A 17,263-nucleotide genomic window follows, 5' to 3' on the forward strand; every position below is an offset into this window, starting at 1 on the left:
CTTCAGGGCCGCAGGTAGGTGGTCTTGACCACGGTGTAGAAGTCGCGGGCGTACTGGCCCTGTTCGCGGGGGCCGAAGCTCGATGCTTTGCGGCCGCCGAACGGCACGTGGTAGTCGGTGCCGGCGGTGGGCAGGTTGACCATCACGCAGCCGGTCTGGGCACCCCGCTTGAAGGCGCTGGCGTGGCGCAGCGACTGGGTGATGATGCCGGCGGTAAGGCCGTATTCGGTGTCGTTGAGGGTGGTCAGGGCCTCGTCGAAGTCACGCACGCGGATCACGCAGGCGATGGGGCCGAACACTTCCTCGCGGTTGATGCGCATGTCGTTGCGGCTGTCGACGAACAGCGCCGGGCGCATGTAGTAGCCGTCGCTCTCCAATTGCAGCCGTTCGCCGCCTTCGATCAGGGTGGCGCCTTCGGCCTGGGCCAGCTGCAGGTACTGCAGATTCTGTTCAAGCTGGCGGGCGTCCGCCACCGGGCCGATCTGCACGCCGGCCTCCAGGGCATGGCCGACCTTGAGCTGGCGCATGCGCAGGCGCAGGGCCTCGACGAAGCGGTCGTGGATGCCGTCGCAGACGATCAGTCGTGAAGACGCCGTGCACTTCTGCCCGGTGCCGAAGAAGGCGCCGTTGAGGGCGCATTCCACCGCCAGGTCGAGGTCGGCGTCGTCCATCACCACCAGGGCGTTCTTGCTGCCCATCTCCAGCTGGCAGCGCACCAGGTTGCCGGCGGTGGCGACAGCGACGCGGCGGCCGGTCTGCAGCGAGCCGGTGAAGGTCAGGGCGTCGATTTCGGCCGACTGCACCAGGGTTTCGCCGACGCTGGCGCCGCTGCCCATGACCAGATTGAAAGTACCGTCAGGCAGGCCCTGGCGGCTGATGATCTCGGTCAGCGCCCAGGCGCTGGCCGGCACCAGGTTGGCTGGCTTGAACACCACGGTGTTGCCGAACGCCAGTGCCGGGGCGATCTTCCAGGCGGCGGTGGCCATGGGGAAGTTCCACGGGGTGATGATGCCGACCACGCCCACCGGTTCGCGATGCACTTCGATGTCGATGCCGGGGCGCACCGAGGCGGCGGTCTCGCCCATCTGGCGCAGCACTTCGGCGGCGTAGTAATGGAAGAACTGGCCGCTGCGGTGGACCTCGCCGATGCCTTCGGCCAATGGTTTGCCTTCCTCGCGCGAGAGCAGTTCGCCGAGTTCTGCCTTGCGTGCGATCAGTTCGTCGCCGATGGCCATCAATACCTGCTGGCGGGCTTCCAGGCCGCTGGCCGCCCAGTGCGGCTGGGCGCTGCGGGCGGCCTGGATGGCCTGGCGGGTCTGTTCGGCGCTGGCCTGGTGGTAGTGGCCAATCAGGTCGCGGGTGTCCGATGGGCTGTGGTTGCCCAGGGTGGCGTGGCCTTCGCACCACTGGCCATCGATGTAGTTCTTGTAGGTCTTGAGTGACATGGCTGAAAGCCTCCGTTTGCCTGGCCTTCATCTTGCGAGCAATATGCAGCAAATAAAAATTAATAAAAAAAATGCTTTGATAAGGAACGCTAACCATGTTGCCCGAGCTGAAAATCGCCCAGCTGCGTTACTTTTTGCTGGTCGCTGAACTCAAGAGCTTTCACGCTGCGGCCCGCCAGGCCTTTCGCACCCAGCCGGCGATCTCGCTGGCGGTGCGCGAGCTGGAGCAGAAGCTGGGCCAGGCGCTGATCGAGAAGGGCGGCGGCCGGGTCGAGCTGACCCCGTTCGGCGAGCATTGCCTGCCGTTGTTTCGCGGGCTGATCGAGCATCACGACCGCATTGCCCGTGAGGCCACCTTGTTGGCCCGGCATGAAATCGGCCAGGTCAGCATCGCCACTGTGCCGTCGGTGGCCAGCCGCATGTTGCCCGGGCCATTGGCGCGGTTCGTGGCCGAGCACCCGAATGTGCAGGTCAGCATCCAGGACGGCACGGCCGAGCGCGTCCAACAGTTGCTGGCCCAGGGGCAGGTGGACTTTGGCATCAGCAGCTTGTGGGCAGAGGACGAGCAGCTCGACTTCGCCCCGATCGTCAATGACCAGGTGGGCGTGGTGTGCCGCGCCGACCACCCACTGGCGCAGGCGGGCGATGCCCTGCACTGGTCGCAGTTGCAGGGTGTGCCGATGGTCCGCAACGGCACCTCGCAGTTGTTGGCTGGCACCGAGGCCGAATGCTTGCTGGAGCACAGCCGGTTGTTCGTTTCCAACATGATCTCGTTGATCGCAATGCTGGAGGAGGGGGTGGGCATCAGCACCTTGCCGTACCTGGCGTTCCCCCTGGAGAACGACAAGCTGGCGTTCGTGCCGCTGGTCGAACCCAAGGTGGAGCGGCACATCGGCATGCTGACGCGCAAGGGCCGCAGCCTGTCCCCTGCGGCAGCGGCGTTGATGGCCTTTCTGCAGGTGCAGCTGGCAACGCCGAGGTAGCTTTCTTCGCCCTGGGGCAATAATCCCTGGCCCATGATTGCCTGGCTGCAAGCCGCAGCCTGGTTAATGCCTATTCAAATTGGCGGCATTTCAAGGTTTGATGGTAGGGGCGCACTACCCATGCCATCTCTTTCGCTTGTGCCTGACAGGAATAAACCATGGACAAGATGATGGCCCTGACCATCTTCGTCGCCGCTGCCGAGCACGGCAGCTTCAGCCGTGCAGCCGAGCAACTGGGCAAGACGCCATCGGCCATCACCAAGGCGGTGGCGCACCTGGAAAGCGAACTGGGCGTGCGCCTGTTCGAGCGCACCACCCGGCGCATGGCGCTGACCGAGGCCGGTAACCTGTACCTGGACGGCGCCCGCCAGGCGTTGATGCACCTGCAGCGGGTGACCGAGGAGGTGGAGCAGCTGCAGCATGCGTTGCGCGGCACCCTGCGCATCACCGCACCGCCGTCGTTCGGCCCGGCGTTTCTCAACCAGGTGTGCTGCCGCTTCCTGCGCGAGCACCCGCAGGTGCGCCTGGAGGTCAACCTCAACGATGCCAACGAAGACCTGATCGATGGCGGTTACGACCTGTCGCTGCGCGATGGCCCCACCGACCAGCCGGAGCTGATCGCCCAGCCGCTGATCGAGAACCGCGTGATGCTCTGCGCCAGCCCCGCCTACCTGGCCCGCCATGGCGAGGCGATCACCCTGGACAACTATGCCCAGCACGACTGGCTGCTGCTGCGCCACCCGCTGCTCAACCGCAGCTACTGGTGGATCGAGCACGAGGGCCAGACCCTGCGCGTGCGCCAGCCCACGCCGAAGCTGGTGAGTGACAGCTTCGATTTCCTGCTGGCCTGCCTGCTCGATGGGCAGGGCTTGCAGTTCGTGCCGACCTGGAGCGCCGCGCCGTACCTGGCCAGCGGGCAACTGCTGGAGGTGATGCCCGACTACTGGCGGGCGCTCAGCGCGTTCGGGCCGTGGGTGCATGTGCTGTACCTGCCGCACCGGCGCAATACCCGCAAGGTCCAGGCGTTTATCGCCATGCTGCATGACCACCTGCGCGGGCAGGGCGCGCCGGTGCTGGGGCGCGGCTGAGTTTTTCCGCCTGGGCACAAAAGTTGTGCGGGTTGTGGCAATGATCGGCGCAGGAACGCTGGTTAGGCTTGCAGGCGTCTGACCACCGCGTACCAGGAGTTTCCCGCCGTGAAGATCCACACCCACGTCACCGACATCCGCAACCCCCTCGAGCGGGGCCGCCAGATCGGCGAACGCTTTGCCGAACAGATTCGCACCACCACCGCCCTGTACCTGGGCTTTTTCCCACGGGTGGGCGTGTCGCTGGGCGAGGCGCAGCGCATCGGCGAAAACAGCCTGGCCGCCCTGGAATCCTGGTGCCCGCAGCTGGCCGCAGAAGTGATCGGCATGGCCGACGGCGCCGGCCTGCCACTGTGGCAGCTGGCGAGCCTCAACGCCCGCACCGAAGTGCTGGCCGCGCGCACCCGGCACAGTGAATGCTCGACCACCGTGCACGCACCTTGTGGCCCACGTGCGCCACAGACCCTGCAGACCTGGGACTGGCACGACAGCCTGTGCCCCCACGGCTTGATGCTGGCGCTGCCTACCGAGCGTGGCATGCAGGTCAAGCTGTTCTGCGAGTTCGGCATGCTGGCCAAGCTGGGGGTGAACAGCGCAGGCCTCGGCCTGCACTTCAACATCCTGCACCACAGCAGCGACAACGACAGCGGCGGGGTGCCGGTGCACGCCATCGCCCGTCGCCTGCTGCAGGACGCCAGCAGCGTCGACGAGGCCATCGAGCTGGCCCGTTCGGCGCGGGTCAGTGCCTCGACCGTACTGACCGTATTTTCCCGTCAGGACAGCAGCCCGCGCGCGGTGAGCATCGAGCTGAGCCCTGCGCGCACGGCGCTGGTGTTGCCCCGTGAAGACGGCTGGCTGCTGCACACCAACCACTTCCTCGACCCCCAGCTGAGCCGCGGTGAGCAGGTCGCCGACCGCGCCGATACCCAGTGCCGCCTGGGCCACCTGGAGCAGGTGATCGGCCAGATGGGCAGCGCCGACCTGCGTGCCCGTGCCGAGGCCATGTGCGGTGCCGCGGGCGACAGCGCACCGATCTGCTTCCACCCGGACATGGCCATGCCCGACACCGAACGCTGGGAAACCCTGCTCAGCGTCGGCATCGACACCGAACGCTGCCTGCTGGAATACGTCGCCGGCACGCCCGTGCAGCTGGCCAGGGCCGGCTTCCAGACCTTCTGAGCCAAACCTTCTGAGGCATACCGGTTGCAGCCTGGCCGGCTGCACCCGCTGAACGAGAACAACAACAATGCATTCGCGACAGACTCAGCCTGCATCATCCCGCTCCGCGTTCCGTACCTTTTGTGTTTCCGGCATGGGCACGGCGCTGGAGTTCTACGACTTCATCATCTACGGCACCGCCGCCGCACTGGTGTTTCCCCAGGTGTTCTTCCCGCAGATGGACCACCTGACCGCCACCCTGGTGGCGTTCAGCGCCTTCGGCGCGGGCTTTTTCGCCCGGCCGCTGGGCGGCCTGGTGTTCGGCCACTTCGGTGACCGCCTCGGCCGGCAGAAGGTGCTGGTCACCACCTTGCTGCTGATGGGCCTGAGCACCTTCCTCATCGGCTGCCTGCCCGGGCATGCCAGCGTCGGCGTGGCCGCGCCGGTCATGCTGGTGCTGCTGCGCCTGATCCAGGGCTTTGCGGCAGGTGGCGAGTGGGGCGGCGCCGCACTGTTCGGCATCGAGTCGGCGCCACCGGGGCTGCGTGGCTTGTGGGGCAGCTTCACCAGCATGGGCATCGGCGTCGGGGGCATTCTCGGGGCGGCGGTGTTCGCCATCGTCAGTGCGGCGTTCAACGACAACCTGGTCGATTTTGCCTGGCGCATCCCGTTCTGGCTGGGCGGCACCTTGGTGCTTATCGGCCTGTATGCCCGGCTCAAGGCGCCTGCAGCGCCCGTTGCGCCTGTGGCCAAGGCTGCGCGCGCACCGCTGGCCGAGGCCCTGCGCCAGCGCCCACGGCAACTGCTGTTGTGCACCGGGATCGCCTTCGGCTACTGCACCATCGCCTACATCGGCAGCACTTTCTTCCTTACCTACGCCACCCAGGTCGGCTTTGGCAGTACCCAGGCGCTGATGTTCGACCTGGCGCTGTCGGTCGCCATCGTGCTCTCGGCGCCGCTGTTCGGCTACCTGTCGGACCGCCTGGGCCGGCGCGCAGTGATGAGCTTCGGCGCGCTGGTCATGGCCATGGGCTTGTTCGCGTTCTTTTCCCTGGTGAGCCTGCACAGCTTCGCCATCGCCTTGTTCGCCTATTGCCTGACCGGCCTGCTGATGGGCGCGACCCAGGGCCCGATCCCGGCTTTTCTCGGCGAGCAGTTCCCGCGCAGCATGCGCTATTCGGGGATTTCGGCCAGTTATCAGATTGGCGCGGCGCTGGGCGGCGGCACGGCGTCGAGCATCGCCACGGCGATCCTGATCCTCACCGACCACGACCCGCTCGGCGTGGCGCTGTACGGGGCAGCGGCGCTGGCACTGGTCGCGGTGTGTTCGCTGCTGCTGCGCGAAACCTCGCGCTTGAGCATGGCGCAGATCGATGAAGAGGGCACCGGCGACGTTGCGGTTGAACGTTGCCAGGGGGCAGGGCTCATACATGCAAAGGGCACAGCGAGGAGTGTCACCCATGAGCATCGAACGCAGCATCCCCGAGCTTGAGGCCTGGTACGCCCAGTACGACGACATCAGCTACCGCCGCGAGTCGCCGGATGCCTACCACCATGAGCTGGTGCGCACCGCCGAGGCCCTGCGCGACGATGGCGCCATCGACTGGGACGACTGGTTGGCGCTCAAGGCATTGGCCGACCAGGCCCATGTGCGCGCGCTGGAGGATGCCGTGCAGGCCCACGTGAGCGATCCGGACGCATGAAAGCGCTGAAGATCGCCACCTTCAACATCAATGGCATCCGCAGCCGCCTGCCGGCGCTGCTGGCCTGGTTGGCGCGGGAGCAACCGGACATCGCCTGCCTTCAGGAGCTCAAGGCGCCCGATCAGCAGTTCCCGCGCCAGGACCTGGAGGCGGCTGGCTACGGCTGCCTGTACCAGGGGCAGCCGTCGTGGAACGGCGTGGCAATCCTGGCACGCGGCAGCGAGCCGCTGGAGGTCCGTCGTGGATTGCCCGGCATGGAGGACGACCACCAGAGCCGTTATCTGGAAGCAGCGGTGCATGGGGTGCTGGTGGCCTGCCTGTACCTGCCCAACGGCAACCCGCAGCCTGGGCCGAAGTTCGATTACAAGCTGCGCTGGTTCGAGTGCCTGGTCGAGCATGCCAAGGGCCTGTACCGCAGCGGCCACCCGACGCTGCTGGCCGGCGATTTCAACGTGGTGCCCACCGACATGGACATCTACAACCCACGCTCTTGGCGCAAGGATGCGCTGCTGCAACCGGAGTCGCGCGCCTGCTACCAGCAACTGCTGGAGCAGGGCTGGGTCGATGCCATTCGCCATCTGCACCCTGACGAGCGCGTGTACACCTTCTGGGATTACTTTCGCAATCACTGGGCGCGCAACGCCGGGTTGCGCATCGACCACCTGTTGCTAAACCCTGACCTTGCGCCTTACCTCAAGCAGGCCGGCGTCGACGCCTGGGTGCGCAACCAAGCCAAGGCCAGTGACCACGCACCGGTATGGATCGAGCTGGGCACGCGCAAAAACTGAGTTACAGCAGCGTGTCGAGGGTGATCGGGAACTCCCTGATGCGCTTGCCGGTGGCGTGGTAGATGGCATTGGCGACTGCGGCCGCCACGCCGACCACGCCGATCTCGCCTACGCCTTTGGAGCCCAGTTCGTTGACGATTTCGTCCTGCTCGTCGACAAATATCACGTCAATATCGCCTACGTCGGCATTGACCGGAATGTGGTAGTCGGCCAGGTTGTGGTTGAGTATCCGGCCTAGCGCGTGGTCAGTCTGGGTCTGCTCATGCAAGGCCATGCCCAAGCCCCACACGACACCGCCCAGGATCTGGCTGCGAGCGGTTTTCGGGTTGACCAGGCGCCCGGCAGCGACGGCGCTGACCACACGGTTTACCTTGATCGTGCCCAGCTCTTCATCCACCAGGACTTCGACGAACACGGCGGAGTGCGTGGCGGTGGAAAACGGTTCACGTTTCGCACTCGGCTCTGCATCGATCTGTACTTCGAAGAAGCCTTTTTCCGATGAGGCGGCAATGTCCGCAAGCGCGATGCGCTGTTCGCCGCAATGAAGGTGACCGTCGGCGAAGGTGATTGCCTCCAGTGGCAGGTTGGCCAGTGCGGGGTAGGTCACGCGTGCACGCTCCAGCACCTTGCCGCGCAGGACCTGGCAGGCTTGCAGGACTGCCGCACCGACGGACGAGACCGTGAACGAGCCGCCCTGCAATGGCGCGGTGGGTAACGAGGAGTCGCCCAGCACGAAGGTTGCGTTCGCTACCGACAGGCCAATAGCGTCGGCGGCGATCTGCGCCATGACCGTGTAGGTGCCGGTGCCGATATCGGTCGTCGCGCTGCTGACGGTCAAGTGGCCTTGTGCATCGAGCCGCGCCTTGGCGCTGGCCTTCATCTGCATGGCTTCCCACACGCCACCGGCCATGCCCCAACCGATCAGTTGCCGGTCCCTTCGCATACTACGTGGTACGACATTACGGCTGCTCCAGCCGAAGCGCCTGGCGCCTTGGTCGTAGCAGGCCAGCAATTCCTTGCTGGAGTAGGGTTTGCCTTCATTGCCGTTATGGTCGGTGAAATTGACCCGACGCAATTGCAGCGGGTCAAGTTCGAGCGCACAGGCCAGTTCATCCATTGCACATTCCAGGGCAAGTACACCGGAGCCTGCACCGGGCGCACGCATGTCCAGCGGGGTGTATACATCGAGCGGGGTGAGGCGATAGCTCAGCGCAACGTTATCGCAGCGGTAAAGCATGCCGCTCCATTCCACCAGGTGCTCGGTGAAGTCTTCGAAGCGAGACGTCTGGCCGACCGCGTCATGGGCAACCGCCAGCAACCGACCGTCTGCATCGGCACCCAGGCGCAGACGCTGCAGCGTGCGAGGCCGGTAACCAAAGGTGAACATCTGTTGGCGGGTGAGGGTGACCCTGACCGAACGTTTCAGTTGCAGTGCAGCCATGACCGCAAGCGGCAACTGATACTGCGGACGCAACCCTGAGCCGAACGCCCCGCCGACATACCCGGCCAGTACCCGGACATTTTCCTTGGGCAGCCCGAACACCTTGTGCAGATAGTCCTGGCAGTTCTGGGTGCCTTGGGTCTTGTCATGTATTTCAAGGCGATCGCCGGGTTTGTAGAGGACCGTCGATGCGTGAGGTTCCATGGGGTTGTGATGCTCATTGGCGGTCAGGTAGGTCACATCGACCTTGACCGGCGCATTGACGAACTGCCCGGCGAAGTCGCCACGGGGCGCTGGCGTCTCGGCGGGGGCCTTGTGGCTATTTTCGTGTACGGCCAGCAAGTCGGTCTGGTGCGCCTCCTGGCTGTACTCGATCTTGATCAGGGAACCTGCGTAGCGGGCCAGCTCAAGGTTTTCGGCAACCACCAGTGCCAGCGGTTGCCCGCTGTACAGCACGCGGTCATTGAACAAGGGGCGAAAAGGCGCGCCTTTGGCCGAGTCTTGGTCACTGTAGTCATCGTCATAACTGGACACCCGAGGGCGGTGGGCATGGTCCAGCACGGCAATGACGCCGGGTACCTTCATCGCCTCGCTGCTGTCGATGCCTAGCACCCGGCCGCGGGCGATGGTGCTGCAGACGACGCTGCCATGCAGCAGCCCGGCTGCGGGGTATTCGCCTGCATAGCGCGCCTGCCCGGTGACCTTTGCCACGCCATCGACACGGTCGATGGGCTGGCCGACAACGGGGGTAATGCCATTCATGGGGCGGCTCCTGCATAGGTTTTGCCAAAGGCGGCCTCACTGAGCGCACGTACGATGGCCCGGTGTGCGAGGGGGATCTTGAAACCGTTGTGGCTCAGCGGGCTGGCACCTTGCAGCAATACTTGGGCGGCTTGCGTGAACAATGCCGCGCAAGGCGCCTGGCCTTTCAATACCTGTTCAGCGGTTGCTTGCCGCCAAGGCTTGTGCGCTACACCGCCGAGCGCCAGGCGGGCATCCTGAATGAGGCCTGCCTTGATATGCAGGCCAGCCGCGACCGACACCAGGGCGAAGGCATACGACGCACGGTCGCGGATCTTCAGGTAGCTGCAATGCGCGGCGAAGTCGGGCGGGGGCAACTCGATGGCGACGACAAGTTCATCGTCACTCAAGCGATTGTCGCGCTCGGGGGCGTTACCCGGCAGGCGGTGGAAGTCTGCGAAGGCGATCTGGCGCTCACCCTGCGGGCCTTGCACGTGTATCACCGCTTCCAGGGCGGCCAGTGCGACGCACATGTCAGAGGGGTGGGTGGCGACACAGGCGGCGCTGGCGCCGAGGATGGCATGCATCCGGTTCAGGCCTGTGCGCGCCGGGCAGCCGCTGCCTGGCGCGCGCTTGTTGCACGGCGTGCCAGTGTCATAGAAGTAATGGCAACGTGTGCGTTGCAGCAGGTTGCCACCGGTGCTCGCCATGTTTCTCAGCTGCGGTGAGGCGCCTGCCAGGATGGCCTGTGACAGCAATGGATAGCCTTGCTCGATCAGTGGGTGCCAGGCCAGTTCGGCGTTACTGACCAGCGCCCCGATGCGCAAGCCGCCGTTTGCAGTCGCTTCGATTTCCTTGAGTGGCAGGCCCGAGATGTCGATCAGGCGCTCGGGCTGTATCACGTTTTCCTTCATCAGGTCGACCAGGTTGGTGCCGCCGGCAATGAACCGGGACGACAGGCTGGCGAGGTGGATGGCTTCGTTGACGGAGGCAGGCTTGTGGTAGCTGAACGGGCTCATGTGCGTACCTCCTGCATCAGCGGCAGGGCCTCTTCCACGGCCTCGACAATGTTGCCGTAGGCACCGCAGCGGCATAGGTTGCCGCTCATTTGCTCGCGTATGGCTTCGCGGCTGTCGGCCCGCCCTTCGCGGGCGAGGCCGATGGCCGAGCAGATTTGCCCGGGCGTGCAATAGCCGCACTGAAAAGCGTCATGGGTGATGAACGCGCGCTGCATGGGGTGCAACTGGTCGCCATTGGCCAGCCCTTCGATGGTGACCAGGTCGGCGCCGTCGCACATGACCGCCAGGGTCAGGCAGGCATTCACCCGCCGGCCGTCACGCAACACGGTGCAAGCGCCGCACTGGCCGTGGTCGCAGCCTTTCTTGGTGCCGGTCAGGTCCAGCTGTTCACGCAGCAGGTCCAGCAGCGTTGTCCACGGCAGGACCTGCAGCAAGCGGGCCTGCCCGTTCAATGTCAGGCGTATGGGGAGCGCCTGGGCGTCCTCGGGAGTGATTGCACGCATGGGAGGTCCTCATGGTGGGTCATTTCTTGCCCGGCAATACCGAGCTGAGCACTTGTCTGGCTGTTTGCACGATGACACCGGCCTGGTCGGGGTCGCCCTGCAGCAGGCTGCTGGCGAACTTCTTGGCCTGATCCAGCTTGATATGCGGCGGTAGCGGCGGCACGTCAGGGTCGGTCTTGAACTCGATCAGCACCGGCCGGTCGGCTGCCAGGGCCCGTTCCCAGGCGCCGGCGATGTCTTCTTCGCGCTCCACGTAGATGCCTTGCAGGCCGATGGAAATGGCGAACAGGTGGTAGGGCACATCGGGTATCGATTGCGACGCTTCGAACTTCGGGTCGCCTTCCATTACCCGTTGCTCCCAAGTGACCTGGTTGAGGTCTTCGTTGTTGAACACGGCGCAGATCCACTGCGGGTTGTCCCACTGCTGCCAGTATTTGGCCACGGTGATCAGCTCGGCCAGGTTGCTCATCTGCATGGCGCCATCACCGACCAGGGCGACCACGGCACGCTGTGGGTGAGCGAACTTGGCCGCGATCGCGTAGGGCACGGCCGCGCCCATGCTGGCCAGGCCGCCGGACAGCGAGCACTGCATGCCCTGACGGATCTGCAGGTCGCGGGCGAACCAGTTGGCGCAGGAGCCGGAATCGCTGGTAATGATGGCGTTGTCGGGCAGGCGTGGAGAGAGTTCGTGCACCACGCGTTGTGGGTTGATCGGCTCGGCCTTGACCCGTGCGCGTTTTTCCAGGGTCTTGTCCCAGTGCGCCCGCCAGCTTTCGACCTTGTCACGCCAGCGCCGGTCAGCCTTGTGCTCCAGCAGTGGCAGCAGCGCATGCAGGGTTTGCGCAGCGTCGCCGACCAGGTTCACCTCCATCGGGTAGCGCAGGCTGAGCATGTCGGGTTGCAGGTCGATCTGCACGCCACGGGCCTGGCCTTCCTTGGGCAGGAATTCGGAATAGGGGAAGCCCGAACCGATCATCAGCAAGGTGTCGCACTCGGCCATCAGCTGGTAGCTGGGTTCGGTGCCGAGCAGGCCGATGGCACCGGTGACCCAAGGCAGATCGTCGGGCAAAACGGCCTTGCCCAGCAGCGCCTTGGCCACGCCCGCAGCGAGTTTTTCGGCCACTGCGATGACCTGCTCTGTGGCCTGCAGGGCGCCGGCGCCGACCAGTATCGCAACCTTGCGCCCGGCGTTGAGTACGTCGGCAGCACGCTGCAGGTCATCGTCGAACGGGACAACCTTGGGCTTGCTGTAACCGATGCCTGAATGCACCGTGCCATGGGCCCTGGGCGGCTCGCTGCAGGGCAGGTCCTGCAGGTCGTTGGGCAGGATGATTGCGGTGACTCGGCGCTCGCCGACGGCCGTGCGCACGGCGCGGTCGAGCAGGTGGCGGACTTGTTCGGGCGTAGAGGCCTGCTGGACGAAGGCACCGGCCACATCCTTGAACATCGACAGCAGGTCGAGCTCTTGCTGGTAGTGCCCGCCAAGCGCGGCGCGCGCCTGCTGGCCGACGATGGCCAGCACCGGCTGGTGGTCCATGCGCGCATCGTACAGGCCGGTGAGCAGGTGCGAGGCACCGGGGCCCGAGGTGGCGATGCACACACCCAGTTCGCCGGTGAACTTGGCGTGGGCGCTGGCCATGAAGGCGGCCATTTCTTCGTGGCGGGCCTGAATGAACTCGATCTTGCCGTTGGCCCGGTTCAGGGCGCCGAACACGCCATTGATGCCATCGCCGGGGTAGCCAAAGATGCGCCGCACCCCCCAGTCATACAAGCGCTCCACCAGATAGTCGCCTACCGTGCCAGCCATCGTCCTCTCCCGGAATGTCCTCGATAGGGGTCTGGACTTGGCCGGCGTCGGGAAAGTTTCAATGGTGTTCGCGTCTGTCGGCCGACCGGAACCTTGCCAGGCTCGCGGGCTTCCCAGGCACATCGGTTACCTGATCAGGATGAACGTAGATGAATGGCATCAATACCACCAGCGGCAACTTGCAGACCCTGCTCTTCGACGATGACGGGGCCACGCCCAACAACCGTTTTCCCGTGCTCCTGTACAGGTTTCAGTTGAACCCTGCAGATGACAATGCCAGTGCGTTCGAAGCGCTGTTCTCGGCACACCAGTGGGCACCGCTATGGCGTGCCGGCATTTTCCACTACCACCATTTTCACACCAACGCCCATGAGGCCTTGGGCGTCGCCAGTGGCCATGCCCAGGTTACCCTCGGCGGCGAAGCGGGGCAGACGCTGAGCATCAAAGCAGGCGATGTGCTGGTATTGCCGGCGGGTACCGGTCATCGCTGCGTCGAAGCCAGCGATGACTTTCTGGTGGTCGGCGCCTATCCGCACGGGCAGGAACAGTACGACATGCAGCGTCCGGCGTGTGCAACCCACCAGCAGGCGCTGGCGCGGATCGTTGCAGTACCCGTCCCCGCGCAGGACCCGGCCACAGGCATGCAGATGACCCACTGGCGTAACCGAAAATCAAGCGACTGAGGGGGCAAAGGACGCTGTAACCTCGGCAGCCTGGGCGATGTGGCCCAGTTCGCTCAAACCCACTCGACCCGGTCGGCCAGCCGGCGGGCCCGCTGCATCAGCACTTCGGACGGCGTCGAGTTGTCGATTGCCAGGCGCAGGCGCCCGAGGCAACGGCCTTGAATAGGCTCGATTGAAGCCGAATGCAGGCTCACACCTTCGCCCAGTGCCGCGCTGATAGCCGGCAGGTCGGGCTGCAATTGCTGGTGCCCGGTATAATGCAGGTCGATATGGCGGTGGCCAGGGTGGCTGGCCTTGCGCGGCAGGGCGGCGTCGCTCAGCAGCATGCGGCTGACAGGATGTTGGGGGTTGCCGAACACTTGCCACACCTCACCGGCCTCGACGATACGGCCCTGTTCCAGCACCGCCACGCGGTCACACAGGTCGCGTATCACCTGCATTTCGTGGGTGATCAGGACGATGGTCAGGCCCAGCTGCTGGTTGATGTCGCGCAACAGTTCGAGCACCGACTGGGTGCTCTGCGGGTCGAGCGCCGAGGTGGCCTCATCGCACAGCAGGATCTGCGGCTGCAGCACCAGCGCCCGGGCGATGCCCACGCGCTGCTTCTGGCCACCCGAGAGCTGCGCCGGGTAATCCCCGGCGCGGTCTGCCAGGCCGACCAGCTGCAGCAGCGCCTGCACCCGCGCGGCGCGCTGAGCGCGTGGCACCCCGGCCATGCGCATGGGGAGTTCGACGTTCTCACCGACCGTGCGGTTGGCCAGCAGGTTGAAGTGCTGGAAGATCATCGCCACGTTGCGCCGCAGGGTCTGCAGGGGCTTGCCCTGCAACCCGGCAATGTCCTGGCCGTCGATCAAGACCTGGCCAGCACTGGGTGCCTCCAGGCGGTTGAGCAGGCGCAGCAGCGAGGACTTGCCCGCGCCGCTGCGGCCGATGATGCCGAACACCTCGCCGCGGCGTATCTCAAGGTCGATGGCATCGAGCGCACTGACCCCGCCGTAGCGCTTGTGGACGCCCTGCAGTTGCACATGGGCCTGGGCAGACTGAAGCTGTTGCTGGAAGCGGCTCATGGCTCAGAAACCCGGGGCGATCTGGCCCTTGTAGCGGGTCAGGATGAAGTTGCGTACTTCTGGCGAATTGAGTGCCTTGGCCAGTTTCTGGATGCCTGGGTCCTGCAGGTTGTCGGGGCGGGCCACCAGGTACTCGACGTACAGGTCCTTGCCTTTCTCGACGATCAGCGCGCTGTTGGTATCGATGCCGGCCTCCAGGGCGTAGTTGGCGAAGACGAAGGCCAGGTCGACCTGCTTGACCGAGCGGGCCAGCATGGCGCCTTCCAGCTCGCGGATCTTCAGGTGGCGCGGGTTGTCGGTGATGTCCCGCTGGGTGGACTGCGGGTTGCTTGGGTCCTTGAGCTTGAGCAACCCGGCCTCGGCCAGCAGCACCAGGGCGCGACCGGTATTCACCGGGTCGTTGGGGATGGCCACGCTGGCGCCTTCTGGCAGCTCGGCCAGGGTCTTGTACTTGGCCGAATAGGCACCGAACGGCTCGATATGCACGCCCACCACCGGCACCAGGTCGGTGTGCCGGGTCTTGTTGAAGTCGTTGAGGAACGGGCGGTACTGGTAGTAGTTGGCATCCAGGTGCTTTTGCGCCAGTTGCAGGTTGGGCTGGATGAAGTCGTTGAACACCTTGATGTCCAGGTCCACGCCTTGCTTGGCCAGGGCCGGTTTGACGAATTCGAGGATCTCGGCGTGGGGTACCGGCGTGGCACCGACGACCAGATGTTCAGCGGCCTGTGCACTGAAGGCGATGAAGGCGGCGAAGGCAGTAAGGGTCTTTTTCATGAGGGGATACCTTGCAAGGGTCAGCGTCGGGTGAAATGTCTTACCAGGCGGTCACCGCTCATCTGCAGCACCTGCACCAGCAGGATCAGCAGCAGCACGGTGACCACCATCACATCGGTCTGGAAGCGCTGGTAGCCGAAGCGGATCGCCAGGTCACCAAGCCCGCCACCACCGATCACGCCCGCCATGGCGGTGTAGTCGACCAGCACGATGGCGGTGACCGTGACGGCTGCGATCAGCCCGGTGCGGGCTTCGGGCAGCAGGGTGTGGCGGATGATCTGGGCAATGCTGCCGCCCATGGCCTGGCTGGCCTCGACCAGGCCGCGGTCGACCTCGCGCAGCGCGGTTTCCACCAGGCGCGCGAAGAACGGCGTGCAACCGACCACCAGGGGCGGGATGGTGCCCTTGACCCCGAGGGAGGTGCCGGTCAGCAGTGTGGTCAACGGGATCAGCACGATCAGCAGGATGATGAACGGCAGCGAACGCAGCACGTTGACCACCAGCGACAGGGCACGGTAGAGCGGCCCGTTGGCCAGCAGCTGGCGCTGCCCGGTGAGGTACAGCAACACCCCCAGGGGCAGGCCGAACAGCACGGTGAAGCCCAGTGCGGCGCCCAGCATGCTCAAGGTATCGAGGCAGGCCTGGGCGATTTCGGCCCAGTCGAGGTTGGCCAGTAGCTCGTTCATCGGCGTGCCTCCCGGCGCAGGGCGGCCACCGGGTGCGATCCACCCAGGCGGTCACCGCGGCCGAACAGCTTGTTGCGCAGCGTGCCGGGTTGGTAGGCGCGCTTGAACACCCCCCGGGCCTGCAGCTCTGGCACCAGCAGGTCGACCACCGCCTCGAAGGTTTCCGGCGCAACCACGCTGGCCAGGTTGAAACCGTCGACACCGGTTTCTTCCACCCATTCCTGCAATTGATCGGCCACGGTCCGGGCCGAGCCCACCAGCACCGGGCCGTCACCGCCGATGGCGCAGTAGTCGGCGATTTCGGCGGTGGTCCAGGTGCGTGCCGGGTCGGCGCGGGTGAAGGCTTCCACGGCGGACTGGATGGCTTCGCTGGGCACTTCGCGCAGTACCTGGTCGGGCGTGTATTCGGCGAAATCGATGCCGGTCCAGCCGGACATCAGCGTCAGCGCGCCGCTGGCGCTGGCGTACTGGCGGTACTCGTCGAGCAGGGCCAGGGCCTGTTGGTCGGTGGGCGCGACGATGACCGTCAGTTGTTCGAGGATCTGTACATCTTCCGGCGCGCGGCCGGCGGCAGCCACGGCAGCGCGCAGTTCGGCCACCTGCTTGCGCAGCACCGCCTTGCTCGGCGCGGCGACGAACACGCACTCGGCATTGGCCGCAGCGAAGGCGCGCCCGCGGCTCGAGGCGCCGGCCTGGTAGATCACCGGCGAGCGTTGCGGCGAAGGTTCGCTCAAGTGAAAGCCCGGCACCTTGAACCAGGTGCCCTGGTGGTCGATGCCATGCACCTTGCGTGGGTCGGCATACACCCCGGTTGCCCGGTCGGCTTGCACCGCATCGTCGTCCCAGCTGGTTTCCCAGAGCTTGTAGCAGACCTGCAGGTACTCCTCGGCCAGTGCATAGCGTTGCTCGTGGCCCAGTGGTGGCTGCCCCAGGTTGCGCGCACCGCTGGCCAGGTACGAGGTGACGATGTTCCAGCCGGCGCGCCCCTGGGTCAGGTGATCGAGGGTGCTCATGCGCCGGGCGAACGGGTAGGGGTGTTCGAACGACACCGACGCGGTCACGCCGAACCCCAGGTGGCGGGTGGCGGCGGCCATGGCCGGCACCAGTTGCAAGGGGTCGTTGACCGGCACCTGGGCGGCGTTGCGCAAGGCCGCGTCGGCATTGGCGCCATACACGTCATACACGCCCAGCACGTCGGCGATGAACAGGCCGTCGATGCAGCCACGTTCCAGGGTCTTGGCCAGCTCCACCCAGTAGTGGATGTCGGTGTAGCGGGTGGCCTGGTCCCGCGGGTGGCGCCACAGGCCGGGCGAGAGGTGGCCGACGGTGTTCATGGCAAAGGCATTGAGGCGGATCTGCTTGGTCATGGTCGGGCCG

16 protein-coding genes are annotated in these 17,263 nt (G+C 65.5%); 7 read left to right on the forward strand and 9 right to left on the reverse strand.

Features of this window, described 5'->3' with window-relative positions; all coding sequences use genetic code 11:
• Window positions 1-2: 2 nt before the first annotated feature.
• Window positions 3-1,445: an aldehyde dehydrogenase family protein gene (locus OCX61_RS11095; protein WP_261943827.1), complete on the reverse strand. Its 1,443-nt coding sequence runs from the start codon at window positions 1,443-1,445 to the stop codon at window positions 3-5.
• 95 nt (window positions 1,446-1,540) lie between these two features.
• Here OCX61_RS11095 and OCX61_RS11100 point away from each other — a divergent pair, with 95 nt between their 5' ends.
• From OCX61_RS11100 to xth, 6 genes are all read left to right on the forward strand, one after another.
• A complete protein-coding gene (locus OCX61_RS11100) occupies window positions 1,541-2,428 on the forward strand; it encodes a LysR family transcriptional regulator (RefSeq protein ID WP_261943829.1) in 888 nt (295 codons plus the stop codon).
• A 158-nt stretch (window positions 2,429-2,586) separates the two neighbouring features.
• A complete protein-coding gene (locus tag OCX61_RS11105; protein WP_261943830.1) occupies window positions 2,587-3,516 on the forward strand; it encodes a LysR family transcriptional regulator in 930 nt (309 codons plus the stop codon).
• A gap of 108 nt (window positions 3,517-3,624) precedes the next feature.
• Window positions 3,625-4,695: a C45 family autoproteolytic acyltransferase/hydrolase gene (locus OCX61_RS11110; RefSeq protein ID WP_261943832.1), complete on the forward strand. Its 1,071-nt coding sequence runs from the start codon at window positions 3,625-3,627 to the stop codon at window positions 4,693-4,695.
• A gap of 133 nt (window positions 4,696-4,828) precedes the next feature.
• A complete protein-coding gene (locus tag OCX61_RS11115) occupies window positions 4,829-6,166 on the forward strand; it encodes an MFS transporter (protein WP_410011105.1) in 1,338 nt (445 codons plus the stop codon).
• Window positions 6,135-6,377, forward strand: a complete 243-nt coding sequence (locus OCX61_RS11120) for a hypothetical protein (RefSeq protein ID WP_085677382.1) — start codon at window positions 6,135-6,137, stop codon at window positions 6,375-6,377. The genes OCX61_RS11115 and OCX61_RS11120 overlap by 32 nt, the downstream gene beginning before the upstream one ends.
• Entirely contained in the window at window positions 6,374-7,165 is a 792-nt protein-coding gene (gene xth, locus OCX61_RS11125) for an exodeoxyribonuclease III (RefSeq protein WP_261943834.1), read from the forward strand. The genes OCX61_RS11120 and xth overlap by 4 nt, the downstream gene beginning before the upstream one ends.
• A gap of 1 nt (window position 7,166) precedes the next feature.
• Here the strand turns inward: xth and OCX61_RS11130 are convergent, their stop codons facing one another.
• Genes OCX61_RS11130 through OCX61_RS11145 form a run of 4 tightly spaced genes read right to left on the reverse strand, consistent with a single transcriptional unit; the run spans window position 7,167 to window position 12,676 of the window.
• Window positions 7,167-9,368 (reverse strand): xanthine dehydrogenase family protein molybdopterin-binding subunit, encoded by a 2,202-nt coding sequence (locus OCX61_RS11130; RefSeq protein WP_261943835.1) that lies wholly within the window; start codon window positions 9,366-9,368, stop codon window positions 7,167-7,169.
• Window positions 9,365-10,366: an FAD binding domain-containing protein gene (locus OCX61_RS11135; RefSeq protein WP_261943837.1), complete on the reverse strand. Its 1,002-nt coding sequence runs from the start codon at window positions 10,364-10,366 to the stop codon at window positions 9,365-9,367. The genes OCX61_RS11130 and OCX61_RS11135 overlap by 4 nt, the downstream gene beginning before the upstream one ends.
• The gene (locus tag OCX61_RS11140) at window positions 10,363-10,869 is read right to left on the reverse strand and encodes a (2Fe-2S)-binding protein (RefSeq protein ID WP_261943838.1); all 507 of its coding nucleotides are present in this window, start codon (window positions 10,867-10,869) and stop codon (window positions 10,363-10,365) included. Before OCX61_RS11140 ends, OCX61_RS11135 begins: the two co-directional genes overlap by 4 nt.
• 19 nt (window positions 10,870-10,888) lie before the next feature.
• On the reverse strand, window positions 10,889-12,676 hold the full coding sequence (locus OCX61_RS11145) for a thiamine pyrophosphate-requiring protein (protein ID WP_261943839.1): 1,788 nt from the start codon (window positions 12,674-12,676) through the stop codon (window positions 10,889-10,891).
• 149 nt (window positions 12,677-12,825) lie between these two features.
• Between OCX61_RS11145 and OCX61_RS11150 the strand changes: the two genes are divergently transcribed.
• A complete protein-coding gene (locus OCX61_RS11150; protein ID WP_261943841.1) occupies window positions 12,826-13,359 on the forward strand; it encodes a cupin domain-containing protein in 534 nt (177 codons plus the stop codon).
• A gap of 53 nt (window positions 13,360-13,412) precedes the next feature.
• On the opposite strand, the gene OCX61_RS11155 is transcribed toward OCX61_RS11150, so the two are convergent.
• From OCX61_RS11155 to OCX61_RS11170, 4 genes are read right to left on the reverse strand one after another with little or no spacing between them, the layout of a single operon-like run.
• Entirely contained in the window at window positions 13,413-14,426 is a 1,014-nt protein-coding gene (locus tag OCX61_RS11155) for a methionine ABC transporter ATP-binding protein (RefSeq protein ID WP_261943842.1), read from the reverse strand.
• Between the two features lie 3 nt (window positions 14,427-14,429).
• Window positions 14,430-15,200, reverse strand: coding sequence for a MetQ/NlpA family ABC transporter substrate-binding protein (locus tag OCX61_RS11160; protein WP_261943843.1), 771 nt, complete (start codon window positions 15,198-15,200; stop codon window positions 14,430-14,432).
• 20 nt (window positions 15,201-15,220) lie between these two features.
• Window positions 15,221-15,886 (reverse strand): methionine ABC transporter permease, encoded by a 666-nt coding sequence (locus OCX61_RS11165; RefSeq protein WP_261943845.1) that lies wholly within the window; start codon window positions 15,884-15,886, stop codon window positions 15,221-15,223.
• Complete coding sequence (locus OCX61_RS11170; protein WP_261943846.1) at window positions 15,883-17,253, reverse strand: LLM class flavin-dependent oxidoreductase; 1,371 nt, start codon at window positions 17,251-17,253, stop codon at window positions 15,883-15,885. The genes OCX61_RS11165 and OCX61_RS11170 overlap by 4 nt, the downstream gene beginning before the upstream one ends.
• Between the last annotated feature and the right edge of the window lie 10 nt (window positions 17,254-17,263).

The sequence above is a fragment of the Pseudomonas sp. LRP2-20 genome, from assembly GCF_024349685.1.
In the GTDB taxonomy this organism is placed as follows: Bacteria; Pseudomonadota; Gammaproteobacteria; order Pseudomonadales; family Pseudomonadaceae; genus Aquipseudomonas.